At 48.5% G+C, this 13182-nt stretch carries 9 protein-coding genes; 1 reads left to right on the forward strand and 8 read right to left on the reverse strand.

What is annotated here, in order from left to right:
- Positions 1-11: 11 nt before the first annotated feature.
- The 6 genes from BLT32_RS03485 to BLT32_RS03505 all read right to left on the reverse strand — a co-directional run bounded on the left by BLT32_RS03485 (position 12) and on the right by BLT32_RS03505 (position 6303).
- A complete protein-coding gene (locus BLT32_RS03485; RefSeq protein ID WP_235443946.1) occupies positions 12-947 on the reverse strand; it encodes a methyl-accepting chemotaxis protein in 936 nt (311 codons plus the stop codon).
- Positions 898-1191, reverse strand: coding sequence for a hypothetical protein (locus BLT32_RS13025; protein WP_053952904.1), 294 nt, complete (start codon positions 1189-1191; stop codon positions 898-900). Before BLT32_RS13025 ends, BLT32_RS03485 begins: the two co-directional genes overlap by 50 nt.
- Positions 1192-1317: 126 nt before the next feature.
- Entirely contained in the window at positions 1318-1980 is a 663-nt protein-coding gene (locus BLT32_RS03490) for a gamma-glutamyl-gamma-aminobutyrate hydrolase family protein (RefSeq protein WP_053952905.1), read from the reverse strand.
- Complete coding sequence (locus BLT32_RS03495) at positions 1953-2930, reverse strand: amidoligase family protein (protein ID WP_053952906.1); 978 nt, start codon at positions 2928-2930, stop codon at positions 1953-1955. Before BLT32_RS03495 ends, BLT32_RS03490 begins: the two co-directional genes overlap by 28 nt.
- On the reverse strand, positions 2923-4308 hold the full coding sequence (locus BLT32_RS03500) for a M28 family metallopeptidase (RefSeq protein ID WP_053952907.1): 1386 nt from the start codon (positions 4306-4308) through the stop codon (positions 2923-2925). Before BLT32_RS03500 ends, BLT32_RS03495 begins: the two co-directional genes overlap by 8 nt.
- Positions 4309-4380: 72 nt before the next feature.
- A complete protein-coding gene (locus BLT32_RS03505; protein ID WP_053952908.1) occupies positions 4381-6303 on the reverse strand; it encodes a PilZ domain-containing protein in 1923 nt (640 codons plus the stop codon).
- A 71-nt stretch (positions 6304-6374) separates the two neighbouring features.
- On the opposite strand from BLT32_RS03505, the gene BLT32_RS03510 reads away from it, so the two are divergent.
- The gene (locus BLT32_RS03510) at positions 6375-7217 is read left to right on the forward strand and encodes an SDR family oxidoreductase (protein ID WP_053952909.1); all 843 of its coding nucleotides are present in this window, start codon (positions 6375-6377) and stop codon (positions 7215-7217) included.
- Here the strand turns inward: BLT32_RS03510 and BLT32_RS03515 are convergent.
- Positions 7184-8620, reverse strand: coding sequence for an FAD-dependent oxidoreductase (locus BLT32_RS03515; protein WP_053952910.1), 1437 nt, complete (start codon positions 8618-8620; stop codon positions 7184-7186). The two genes, BLT32_RS03510 and BLT32_RS03515, sit on opposite strands and share 34 nt — an antisense overlap.
- A complete protein-coding gene (gltB, locus tag BLT32_RS03520; RefSeq protein ID WP_053952911.1) occupies positions 8620-13086 on the reverse strand; it encodes a glutamate synthase large subunit in 4467 nt (1488 codons plus the stop codon). The genes BLT32_RS03515 and gltB overlap by 1 nt, the downstream gene beginning before the upstream one ends.
- Positions 13087-13182 lie beyond the last annotated feature (96 nt).

The following is a 13182-nucleotide window of genomic DNA, read 5'->3' on the forward strand; positions in this document are numbered from 1 at the left end:
AATCAAGGGCTTTAAGCAATTTTAAAGCGCTTCATGCCATTATTTAACCGTTTTGCCAGCTCTTGCAGCTCGCGGCTGGCTTCACTAATTTGCTCTGAGCCCGCAGCGGCTTGCTCAGCAGCTTCGGTGATAGAGGTGAAGTTCTGGTTAATTTCTTCTGCAACAGCGGTTTGCTCTTCAGCAGCTGTTGCTATTTGTGCGTTCATGTCGCTCATTTTCGCAACCGAGGTGTTTACAGACTGCAATGACTCCCCTGCTCTGCGCGCTTGCTCAACACTCTCGGTGGCTTTCTGGCGGCCTTGCTCCATCACGTCAACCGCGTTGGTGGCGCTGCCACGCATGGTTTCAATAAGGCTTTGAATGCTGCGTGTTGAGTCCTGAGTTCTGTTTGCCAGTGCCCGAACTTCGTCGGCGACTACTGAGAAACCTCGCCCATGTTCACCTGCGCGAGCTGCCTCTATCGCTGCGTTCAGCGCCAGCAAGTTGGTCTGGTCAGCAATGCCTTCAATAACCTCTAGAACTTTATTAATTTCAGCAGTATTGTCAGACAGTTCACCAATAACCGCTGAAGCACTTTCAACCTGTTTAGCCAGCTCTTCAATAGAGCGCACCGTTGCTTCTACTTCACGGCTGCCGTTGACGGTTTCCTTGTCGGTATCATCGGCTAGCTGCGCCGCTTCTTCTGGCTCACCACCAATTCTGTGCGTTAGTCGAACCACAATTCTCCAGGCAACCAAACCACCGGCAATAATCGCGAACGCCGTTATCCACCACATTAACGTGGCAAAGTTTTCGCTTCGCTCCATAACACCCTGGGTGCCCTTAGAGATGCTCGCTTCCTGATAGTCGATAAAGTCGTTAATACGGTTAAGCCACTCAGCATAAATAGACCCCAACTCACGAATAACATAGTCCTGCGCTTGCTGACGTTGGTCCGACTGAAGCAAGCTCTCTCAACGGCGGCCGTTCACTTGCGCGCTCGACTAATACTAAGTCGCGTAACGCAATGGCTCTGTCGTGCACACTGCCACGGTAATTGATAGCAAATCGTTGTTTTTCGCTACCGACTTCGTTGACACGCACCAGGGTTTTATCAATTTCGCCTACTTGGTAGGTGCCTATAATGGTGGTTATTGCAAGCAATAACAGAATGAACGCAAAGCCTGCGTATAACCTATTTGCTATCGTCATCTTTCTCTTACCTCAAAACTGCCGGGATTTATATTTAGTTGAATGTTTATACAGAATAACTGAAAGGAAGGATCAGAAAGAACGGATAAAATAAGATGAAATTAATCGGTTTTTGCGTTTAATTATTTAACGGCTTAATAACCAACGAAAAATTCTGAGTTGGCTGGGTACGTAAAACATATATTCCGGATGCCACTGAACGCCAATAACGGCTCGTTCTCGACCATCACTCTCAGACGCCTGAATAAAGCCGTCTAAGTCCCAGCCGGTAGCTCGTATGCCTACACCCACCCGTTTTACAATTTGAGAGTGCAGACTGTTCACGCGGAGCTTATTCTTCTTGCATATTTCTGACAGCAAACTGCCCTTTTCTAAAAACACTTGTTTAGTCGGCAACAAGCCCGGACGGTTATAGGTTAGCTTTCTCAGCTCTTTTATGTTCTGGTTCAGTTCACCACCAAGCACGACATTAATAAGTTGAGAGCCGCGACAAATGCCCAAAAGCGGCTTTCTATTCTCAAGCGCCCACTGTATCCAGCGAATTTCAATGTCATCGCGATCGGGGTCATATTCGCCATCGGGCTCGGGAGGCTGGTTGTAGTGAGACGGACTGATGTCATCGCCACCACCAATAATTACGGCATCCACGTTGGGGCTTTCACAGCGGTGCCTGACACTCACTCTTATGGGGTGAGCACCAAGTAGCCTGAGCGCCAGCCAGGTGCACCACCACGAGGGAGACCATTTGCGTGCGGCCCCTGTTACCACCACTCGCGGTCGCTGAGCCATTGCGTTAGCCTTTCTTTCCAGTCCGTTTCGGCGACGCCCATTATCGGTCTCTCCGCCTCGAGAAATGCATTGCGCCAATACGCCAAAGCGTTTTGGTCACTTGCCAAAGCTTCTATCACCCACCATAAGTTCCATTCTTCACTAAGCTGCCAGCCGGGATGCTCAATTTGGCAATTAGGAAGACGGTAATGAAACGTTGGACGTGCTTTTATTTTTCCGTCATTAACAACATTCATGACCTTATCTTCGTCAACCATGCTAAACAGCGGAAGCATATCTAACGCTCGGTTTCGAGTTGCGTTAAACGACAAATAATCATCAATGAGTGTCGACATATCAGCCTCGTCCTGAGTCATCAGGCGGTGCAGATAGTCTTCAGGGTATTTATCAATATACGGGCTGATTTTGCGTGTGGTATCAACCTGATGCTTCTCGATTAGCCACCATTGCAGCAGACCATATGCCTGCAAATATCGCAGTACGGTTGGCGCATCGAGTTTAGGGATTTCAGCATTGATATGAACCCCATAGGCGGCTATCCAGGACTCATCGGTACCTTTTGCGCCTGCGTTACGAAGCTTATCAACGAGCGTTGTCAGTACCTTGCACTGCGCTAGCGTTAACGGTGGGCAGACAATTTCAATCGGCACCCAACGCTCCGCTAAATTGCCCAGCTCTTTTAACAGGCTGGACTCGTCGGCGCCCTCTGCTTTCGCTTTTTTCTTAAGGTACGCCCAGTCAATTTCGACATTGAAAGTGCCCAGGTCTGAGGTTTTAACTTTGTGCTCTGCTTTTGATTCACGAACACATTCACCATCGACGACTGAGCACAAAATTGTCGATGTCTGTTCTAATGTTAAGCCACTGAACTCCAGCTCAAAACCAACAGTTCTTGGTTCGTCGCTGTCATTCAGTGGCACAGGTAGTTCTTTAAAGTACGTCTCACTCAATCGAAAACTGTCCTGCTGGTCCTGGGAAAACAACCGGGCTTTCAAAGCCGTCTTTGCTTACACTAGCTACACCAAAAATGTAGTTATCGATCACAATGTTTTCCAGCGTGTATTCATTCACGTTGCCAACATAGCGGCTAAACTGCCACTGTGGTGCGTCAGTTAAACGCCAATACACTTTATAACCAGCAATGTTCTCTTCGTCTTCGCTTTGCGCACTCCAGCTTAACGTTGTGTCCGGTTTAACCGCCCCTTCAATTTCAACGTTTGCCGGAGGTCGTGGCGCCCACGCCATGCTAGCCAGTGATGCGGCGTTCAATGCGGTTAGTTTAGCGGCGTATTCAAAGTTCACACCATCAATAGTGTCACCGTATTTGATGCCATTTTCGGTACGCAAATCCTGATGCTGACGGTTGTAGTTTTCATTCGTTTCCATAATACGAATGCCCGGATAGCCGAGGTCGTTAAAGGGTCTGTGATGACCGCCCCGGCCAAAGCGGTCCAAACGATAAATAACCATGGTATCTAAGTTCGGCACATATCGGTCTGCCACCCAGTCTATGTAACGCGCTAAATTGCGAGACGGAGAGTCAACCTCCCCACCATAGTAACGACGCATAGTGGCTTCGCGGTCAGACTCGTTCATACGGGTGCCTTCAGCAAAAATGCGCGCTGTTGAATTGTTGATAACACCGTTAATGCCTTCAATGTTGCCAATCATGTCGTTATTCAACACAGCGGTTAGATGCCAATTTTCGTCTTTCGCTTTCTTCGCTAAAATTTTACCGCCAAACAAGCCTTGTTCCTCGCCCGCCAAAGCGGCGTAAACGATAGAGCCATCAAACTCATATTGACTCAGCACGCGTGCCGCTTCCAAGGTGCCTGCAACACCTGAGGCATTGTCATTCGCGCCGGGAGCGTCTGATGTGTAGTCCATAACGTCACTAACGCGAGAATCGATATCGCCAGACATCATGACGTAGCGATTCGGATCGGTTGTTCCTTTTTGAATAGCAATAACGCTTTTTACTTCTACCGGGTCTGGAACGCGGTCTTCGCCAGACACAACGTCACTGACATACATAACTTCCAGACAACCACCGCAGGCTTGCGATATTTTCTCAAACTCCGAATAAATCCAGCGGCGCGCAGCACCAATACCACGGGTATCGGATTCAGTTTCCGACAGAGTATGACGGGTACCAAAGCTGACTAACTTACGAATGTCTTTTTCTATATTGTCGGCTTCTACGGCTTTCACAATGTCGTGCAGCTCTTCTTTGTCTTCATAACTCACTGCGTCCTGAGCATGGACTCCGAATGAAAACGTCGTACCCAGCCCCAGTAACAGCGCAGGCGCTAACCATTGTTTAGTCATAAAACAACCCTTCTTAACTATTGAAGTAATGTCATTCGATTATGCGGTATGACAACCGTGATGAAAAGGCGCTTAATTGGCTTGCTTTAGAACGCTCTTTGGCTGTTGTACAAGTGAAGATAAATGAATCAGGCTTTGAGTCACGTCTGACACGGTAATAACAGCCTTACACTGAAGAAACTCCGCTTCAAACTCTTTCGCCCGGTGCGGTAGATAGCGGCTTATATAGGACAATTCGTTACGCACCGCATCGCTCAAGTTGGCTTCACAGCAGCTGCCGTGGATGTGTAAGGCTAAAATTTGACCGTCATCTTTTAGAAAATTCACATATTCAGCCGCCTCATTAAAGGTCTTGTAGGTCTTTAATGACCGCCCTATTACCGTTTCTTTGCCTGGAAAGTGCGACACTCGTAATACAACAATCGTTGGCAAATCGCTGGGATCTTTTGTTCGCTTTAACGCATCAATAATTTGCCGCTGTAACTGTCGCCCCCCCAATACTTTATCACTGTCACTGAGCCAAAAGCCGGCGTCTTTAAAGGGAGCCGGCAAGCCCTCGCTAAAGGGCATAAGACCCGCTACTTTAGGCTGCCACTTACCGCCGTCTTTATGAACAAATAAGGCGTTCGATAAAGCATTGCTAAATTGCACTGACAGAGTGCTCTCATCGCTTTCAATAACTGAGACTTTCCGTAACGAAGGGTCTTCTAACTGGTAAGGTTTCAACTTTGACAGCGCTAGCTTCTCAACATTTGTGTCATTCACAAACGGCAGCGGCAACTTTTGAAGTTCAGCAAATACTGCCTGTCGCTTGGCATCGTGCGTTAGGGTGATTTCATAAATCTGTACAGGGTACCCAGCCTGTTTTAAAGCAAATAACGACCCTAGCCAGCCTGCTTCTTTGCTCAATTCGGCGACAGGAACAATGTACTCGTGCCAACGCTTATTTAGCGGCAGACTCAATCTGAAAAAACAAAGCTGACGTCGACTTTGCTTACGTTCCGCTTTCAGCTCATCAACCGATTGCTTCACCCACGCCATTTCCATGAGTTGCGCGAGCGTATCGGTGGCATGCTTTTGCCAACTGTTTAATAAAGTCCGGTTAGTTTCAGTAGCCAGCACACAACAAGTTGGCTTATCGTCTGGCAAGACTATTTTTAATCCACCGTAGGCGCTCGCCCACAGTGCTTCATAACCACGGGCTTTTACCCTTTGCAAGCTATGATCAATATTGACTTTATAACGGTGCTTATACTGGTTGATAAGCTCATCAATAAACGTGCGAAAGGCGTTGTTGTCATCGGTTTCTAATCGCTTCAGCCGCAAGTAAACGTATGGTTCACTGCTCTGCACAGCAACCACGCGGTATTGCACGCACGGCTTACTGCTAACCACAAAATTCTCTGCTATGCCAGAAAAGCACACTTCCAGCTGAGCAAAAAGTAACGACTTTATTTGTTCGGAAGATTCCACTTTTATTTGTAGACCGTTTGTCGATATATCCACCGACGTTGCAGTGAACGACTGTCCATCCGCTAACGTAAAAGAAATCGGCGAGACAAAGTTCATACGCTCTTCCCGACGAGAATAAGGATGCCCGGCTATAAAGCTGTCTAAGGAAGTCGCTTGTGTATTACTTGCCGTTAATTCATGAGTGTATTGATTTCTCAACGCCAGAATTTGCTGTTTAGTGTCTTCGGTAAAAACGCCTTTGTACGCTTTCAGACCTTTTTCAAACAGTTGTTGTGCTCGGCTGTCAAAATAATGGGTGCGCCCCTGAAAGGAGTAAGGAAAGACCTCATAGGGGACTTTCTTTCGCAAATCGACAACGCCTAACGCTGGTTTTGCCAATTCGGTAATGGCCATTTTAACTTTCAGCTTATCGGGGCCGCTGAGGTGTTTGGTTCTGCGCTTAAATACAGACTCAAACTGCGAGCGATGATACTCTGTCTTTAACTCGTCAACGAGTGTCTGCAAGGCGGCATTGAGGGTCATTGTGGCACTGTTTTTTATCGTTATTTAAGTCGCTGATACATTTTATTTACATTAACGCTAAGGGGTTGATCATGCAAACGCTTTTACTCGGCTACGGAGACATCGCTCAACGCACTGCGCGCTTGTTGGTTAAAGGTGGACATAGTGTCACCGGCCTTTGCCGACACCCCGACAGCAAACCCACTATTGATGGTGTTCAACTTGTCGCTGGCGACTTTAATAACGAACAGGATCTAATGCGGTTATTCAACACTCAATGGGACGCTATTGTCGTTACTCTGACTCCGTCGCGTTCAGGCTCGCAACGCTACCACGATGGTTATGTTGTGTCCTGTCGGCACTTGCAGCAGGTATTAGCACAAAGTGGGCAACAGCCTTACATTATTTATGTGTCCAGTACCGGCGTTTATGCTCAGCAAGATGGCGAATGGATAGATGAAACCAGTGAAACGGCTCCTACGTCTGAATCTGGTCAGGCGTTGTTACAGGCCGAGTCGCTAATTGACTCGCTGCCAACACAAACCACGATTTTACGTTGTAGCGGTATTTACGGTGAAGGCAGAGACTATCTATTCAAGCAGCTGGTTGCCGGGAATATGAGTTTACGTGACAGTTGGACGAACCGAATTCATCAAGATGATGTCGCCGGTTTTATTCATGCGTTATTAACATCGATTAAAAGCCCGCAGCCGCTTTATCTTGTCAGTGACGATGAACCCGTTAAACAATACGACATGTATCAATGGTTAGCGGAGCAACTCGGAGCCAGTATTACCTCTGACGTTGAGCCTGGTCCGGGTCCCAGAGGTTCAAAGCGATGTGACAATAGCCGCCTGAAAAACAGCGGCTATAAGCTTAAATACCCCACCTTTGTCGAAGGCTATGAGGCTTTTATTAATAGCTGGTCAAAATAATCGAGCATTCCTTCAGCGGCGGAGCGACCTTCGGCTATAGCAGTAACAACCAAGTCTGCGCCGCGAACCATGTCACCGCCGGCGAAGATCTTCGGGTGACTGGTTTGCATAGCGAACTCTTGATTCGAGTCGGTTAACACCGTGCCCCAGTCGCTCAGTTCAACATTATGCTTCTTCAGCCACTCAGGTGGGTTCGCCTGGTAACCAAAAGCGATAATTACCGCCGTTGCAGGCAAAGTGAATTCTGAGCCCTCAACGGGCTCAGGCCGGCGTCGGCCATCACTGTCGGGCTGTCCTAATGCCGTTTTCACCATTTTGACACCAGTCACCTGTCCAGACTCGTTTGCTTCTATTTCCACCGGCTGAACGTTAAATAAGAACTCACCACCTTCTTCTTTGGCATTTTCCACCTCGCGGTGCGAGCCCGGCATATTGCTTTCGTCGCGTCGGTAAGCGCAAGTCACCGACGTCGCACCTTGCCGAATTGAAGTGCGTACACAATCCATAGCGGTATCACCTCCACCCAGCACCACCACTTGTTTCCCGTTAAGGTCAATATGTGGGTATTGCGGCATGGGTTGATGAGGCATGAGGGTTTGCGTATTGCCAATAAGAAACGGCAATGCCGGATACACGCCGTTATACTCTAGCCCTTTTAAGCCGCCATCCAGTGCTTTATAAGTACCTAACGCCAAAAACACCGCATCGTATTGATCCAGTAGCTCAGAAAACTCAATGTCTTCGCCAACCGTTACGCCCAACTTAAACTCGATTCCCATTTCAATGAATATCTCGCGGCGTAACTTCATGACTGCCTTGTCGAGTTTGAATGGTGGAATACCGTAAGTCAGCAACCCACCAATTTCAGGGTAACGGTCATACACCGTTGCGGTAACACCATTACGCGCCAGTACATCGGCACAGGCTAAACCGGCCGGTCCTGCGCCAATAACAGCGACTCGCTCCACTCGCTGTGCGACCCCGCTTAAGTCGGGTCGCCAGCCATTGGCAAAGGCTTCATCGACAATTTGCTTTTCAATACTGCCAATAGTGACAGCACCGAAGCCATCGTTAAGCGTGCAAGCCCCCTCGCAGAGACGATCTTGCGGACACACACGACCACAGACCTCTGGCAGACTATTGGTTTTATGCATAAGCTCTGCGGCTTCCGTCACCCGCCCCTGATTCGCTAATTCCAACCATTGGGGAATATAGTTGTGAACCGGACACTTCCACTCGCAATACGGATTACCACAGTCCAGGCAACGATCAGCCTGCCCTTGCAGCTGTAAACCCGACATAGGCTCATAAATTTCGGTAAATTCAATGCGACGCTCATCGGCAGCCTTTTTCGGCGGATCGATTCGCTGAACGTCTAGAAATTGATACACATTTTTATTCATTACATCACCTGTACCCGAAGTTCAGCAGTAGAGCGTGCGCGGTGTCCCAGTAAGTCGGACACGTCCTGAGATTTTGGCTTCACAATACGGAAGCTTTTTACCGTCTCGTCAAAGGACGCTAGTAGCTTTCTGGAGTATGCACTGCCAGTGGCCTCATGGTGTTCATGAATAAGCCCACGCAAATGCTCTTTAATAATGGAGGTTTCTATTTCTAACGCTTCAACCAGCTCATGGTTTAAACGGCGGTGTAAGTCCCCGTCTAAATCACGCAAGTACGCAAAACCGCCTGTCATACCGGCACCAAAGTTGATGCCGCAATCGCCTAATACTGCGACAATACCACCTGTCATGTACTCACAGCCGTGATCACCAATAGACTCAACCACAGCGGTGGCCCCTGAATTACGTACGGCAAAACGTTCGCCGGCACCGCCCGCCGCATAAAGCTTGCCTCCGGTGGCACCGTACAAACAGGTATTCCCCATAATGGCTGCTTTATCACTTAGGTAGTTTGCATTTATAGGCTGCTTTAAGACAATTTCGCCGCCAGCCATGCCTTTACCGACGTAGTCATTGGCATCTCCGGTCAGCCTTAGTTTTAAGCCACCGGCGTTCCAGGCACCGAAGCTTTGGCCTGCCGTACCGTTAAAGTTCAAAGTGATAGGCGCTGTCGCCATACCCTGATTACCATGCCATTTAGCAATATGGCCCGATAAACTAGCTGCAACAGAGCGGTCGTTATTTTGAATGGAGTACGACCATTTGCCGCCTGACTTACTTTCCACGGCAGGCTGAGCCGCTGACAATATTTGCTGATTCAAGTCGCCTTTATCGAAAGGCTCGTTCTTTTCTGTGCAATGCAATGGGTGTTCAGACTGAATGCCCGACGACGCGAGTAACTCGGTTAAGTCTACCGCTTGCTGACGTTTCGTTTCACCCGCTAAGCGTTCTAGCAACTCTGTGCGCCCAATCACGTCCGTAAGCTCTGTTACACCCAAGTAAGACAGAATGTCGCGCACTTCTTCCGCCATAAACTCAAACAATCGAATGACTTTTCCCGGCAAGCCGGAGAAATGCTTCTTCCTGAGTAATTCGTCTTGCGTTGCAATACCGGTCGCGCAATTATTTAAGTGGCAAATTCTTAAGTATTTACAGCCCAGAGCGACCATCGGCGCAGTACCGAAACCAAAGCTTTCCGCACCTAAAATAGCGGCTTTGACAATATCTTTGCCGGTTTTCAGACCACCATCTACCTGCAGCCGTATTTTGTGTCTTAGTTTGTTCGTAACCAAGGCCTCATGCACCTCAGCTAGCCCCAGCTCCCAGGGTGAGCCGGCATACTTCACTGAGGTTAACGGACTGGCACCGGTGCCACCGTCGTAGCCCGAGACCGTAATAAGGTCAGCATAGGCTTTTGCCACCCCCGTAGCGATGGTTCCAATACCCGGCGTAGAAACCAACTTCACTGATACCAGCGCCGTTGGATTTACCTGCTTAAGATCAAAAATAAGCTGGGCGAGATCTTCAATCGAATAAATATCATGATGCGGCGGCGGTGATATTAATGTCGTACCCGGCACTGCGTAGCGCAGCTGGGCAATTTCCGCAGTCACCTTCTCACCGGGAAGTTGTCCACCCTCTCCGGGTTTCGCGCCTTGAGCCACTTTAATTTGAATAACGTCAGCATTCACCAGGTAATGCGGTGTCACACCGAAACGCCCTGACGCGACTTGTTTAATACGTGAGTTCTTTTCAGTATTGAACCGTTTAGGGTCTTCGCCCCCTTCTCCAGAGTTGGAGTGTCCGCCAATTCGGTTCATTGCTATCGCTAGTGCTTCATGGGCTTCTGAACTGAGCGCACCAATGGACATAGCGGCGGTGTCAAAGCGTTGGTACAAACGCTCTTTGGGTTCAACCTGTTTAATGTCGATAGCGGGGGTTTCCGGCAGCTTCAAGTCCAGCAAGTCACGAATATGAGTCACTGGTCGTTCATTCACATGCTTGGCGTAAACCTTGTAAGCGCCTTCGTCTCCGGTATTAGCCGCTTCCTGTAAGGCCACTACAACATCGGGGTTATAAGCATGATACTCACTGCCATGAACGTACTTTAATAAACCACCCTGCGCTAAGGGTTTGCGCTTCAACCAGGCTTTCTGGAAACGCTGCAGTAAATCCTGCTGTATGTCGTCAAAACCTGTTCCGTTAATGCGCGCAGGCATATTGCAAAAGGACAGCTCTCTGACATCCTCATTAAGCCCAATGGCTTCAAACAGCGATGCACCACGGTAGCCGGAGATTGTCGAAATGCCCATTTTCGAGAGTATTTTCAACAGCCCTTTATTCAGCCCTTTACGGTAATTCAGTAGTGCTTCTCGGACGGATAAGTCGACTTTTTGCTTTTCAACGAGCTGTTCAACCGTTTCGTACGCCAAAAATGGGTATATAGCCGTGGCACCCAGCCCCAGAAGAACCGCCATGTGATGCGAGTCACGCGCTGACGCAGTTTCAATAATAATATTGGAGTCGCAGCGCAGGTTTTCATGCACCAACGCCTGTTGAACCGCGCCAACTGCCATTGGTGCCGGAATAGTAACATCACCTTTTTCAAAGTGGCGGTCGCTAAGAATGGCAATGACCACGCTTTGCTGCCTTACCGCCTCAACCACGTTCTCAACAACTTCAGTGAGCGCCTGTTGTAACGGCTTATCTGCCGGGTTAAAGGCCAGTGAAAAATTCATACTACGATAGTGCTTTTCATCTAACTCCCGCAGTTGCTTAATGTCGGTATACATTAAAATAGGCGACTCAAAGACCACTCGGTCGGCATCGCCAGACGCTTCATTAAATACGTTATGCTCGCGACCAATGATGGTGCTTAACGACATAACGTGACGTTCCCGAATAGGGTCGATGGCGGGGTTAGTGACCTGCGCAAACTGCTGCCGGAAATAGTCATAAAGCAGTCGCGGTTGCTTTGACAAAAAGGCTTGCGGGGTATCGTCGCCCATGGAGCCAACCGCTTCCTGACCGTCTTTAGCAAGAACACTCATCACCTGCTGCAGTTCTTCTTCGGAGTAGAGAAACGCTTTATGAAATACCGCCATTGTCTCGTCGTCATACAGCCGCTGGCCTATTTTGTCGGCGTGACTGCGCTCAAACGGCACTAAATGGCGACGGTTTTGTGACAACCATTGCTTGTAGGGGTGACGATCTTTAAGCTCGGTTTCTATGTCATCGTTATACCAAATTTTTCCGGTATAGGTGTCGACGGCCATCATCTGCCCCGGTCCCAGTCGACCTTTTTCTTTGACTTCAGCTTCGTCGTAGTCCCAAATCCCCACCTCTGACGCAATAGTGAGAGTGCCAGATTCGGTCAACACGTAACGTGCAGGACGTAAGCCGTTTCTATCCAGACTGCAGGCCACATGGCGACCATTACTTAAGACAACACCGGCAGGACCGTCCCAGGGCTCCATATGAAGCGCGTTAAACTCGTAGAATGCACGCATATCTTCCGACATGGTTGCATCACCCTGCCAGGCAGGTGGAATTAACAAGCGCATTGCGCGGAATAAGTCCATACCACCGGCTAACAGTAACTCCAGCATATTGTCGAGAGAAGCAGAATCTGAGCCGCTCATGCCAACTAACGGCGTTGCGTTTTGTAAGTCTGGCAGTAACGGCGTGTGGAACTTATAGGCTCGGGCTCTTGCCCACTGTCGGTTTCCCCGTATGGTATTAATTTCACCATTATGGGCGAGAAAGCGAAATGGCTGTGCTAATGGCCAACGGGGTTGAGTATTCGTTGAAAAGCGTTGGTGAAACACACAAATAGTCGTCGTCAGTTTGTCGTTAGCGAGATCGTGATAATAACTAGCCAGATCTTTTGCTAACACCAGACCTTTATAAACAATGACTAAACTTGATAAAGAAGCGATATACAGTTCACTATTGTCGGCATAATGCTGCTCTATGCGGCGGCGCGCCATATATAGCCGACGTTCCAGGTCTTTTTTTCGCCAGCCGGGAGGTGCTGACACAATGACTTGCTCGATATCAGGCTCAGACAGTGCGGCTTGCTCACCTAAAATAGAAGGCTCTGTCGGAACCTTACGCCACCCGTTTACGGTTAAAGTTTCTTTTTGTAACTCTTGCTCTATAAGCTGGCGAGCGGCTTCCTTTTTGTCATGGTCTTTACTAAAAAACACCATACCAACAGCAAACTTCTTACTGAGCGACCAATTCTGAGACTTCGCGTAGTCCTTAAAAAATTGTTCGGGTAACTGCAATAAAAGACCACAGCCGTCGCCTGTTTTACCATCCGAACCAATACCGCCACGGTGCTGCATTCTGTCCAGGCCATGCAATGCAGTGGCTATTAACTCATGCCTGGCCTCACCATTGATATTAGCAATTAAGCCAAAGCCACAGTTGTCTCTTACATCTGCATTTTGATACAACCCCATGCAACGCCCCTGAATAAATAGTCAATTATTTTAGATTAGCATGCAGTTATGGAGTTCGGTAGGAAGCTTACTTATTATCGTTATAAATAGGTTGTA

Source organism: Idiomarina zobellii (assembly GCF_900100855.1).
In the GTDB taxonomy this organism is placed as follows: Bacteria; Pseudomonadota; Gammaproteobacteria; order Enterobacterales; family Alteromonadaceae; genus Idiomarina; species Idiomarina zobellii.

Bases quoted from the DNA above. Each gene is read 5' to 3' on its own strand.
- BLT32_RS03515 (WP_053952910.1), bottom strand. From the start codon at position 8,620: ATGAATAAAAATGTGTATCAATTTCTAGACGTTCAGCGAATCGATCCG.
- BLT32_RS03500 (WP_053952907.1), bottom strand. From the start codon at position 4,308: ATGACTAAACAATGGTTAGCGCCTGCGCTGTTACTGGGGCTGGGTACG.
- BLT32_RS03505 (WP_053952908.1), bottom strand. From the start codon at position 6,303: ATGACCCTCAATGCCGCCTTGCAGACACTCGTTGACGAGTTAAAGACA.
- gltB (WP_053952911.1), bottom strand. From the start codon at position 13,086: ATGGGGTTGTATCAAAATGCAGATGTAAGAGACAACTGTGGCTTTGGC.
- BLT32_RS13025 (WP_053952904.1), bottom strand. From the start codon at position 1,191: ATGACGATAGCAAATAGGTTATACGCAGGCTTTGCGTTCATTCTGTTA.
- BLT32_RS03490 (WP_053952905.1), bottom strand. From the start codon at position 1,980: ATGGCTCAGCGACCGCGAGTGGTGGTAACAGGGGCCGCACGCAAATGG.
- BLT32_RS03510 (WP_053952909.1), top strand. From the start codon at position 6,375: ATGCAAACGCTTTTACTCGGCTACGGAGACATCGCTCAACGCACTGCG.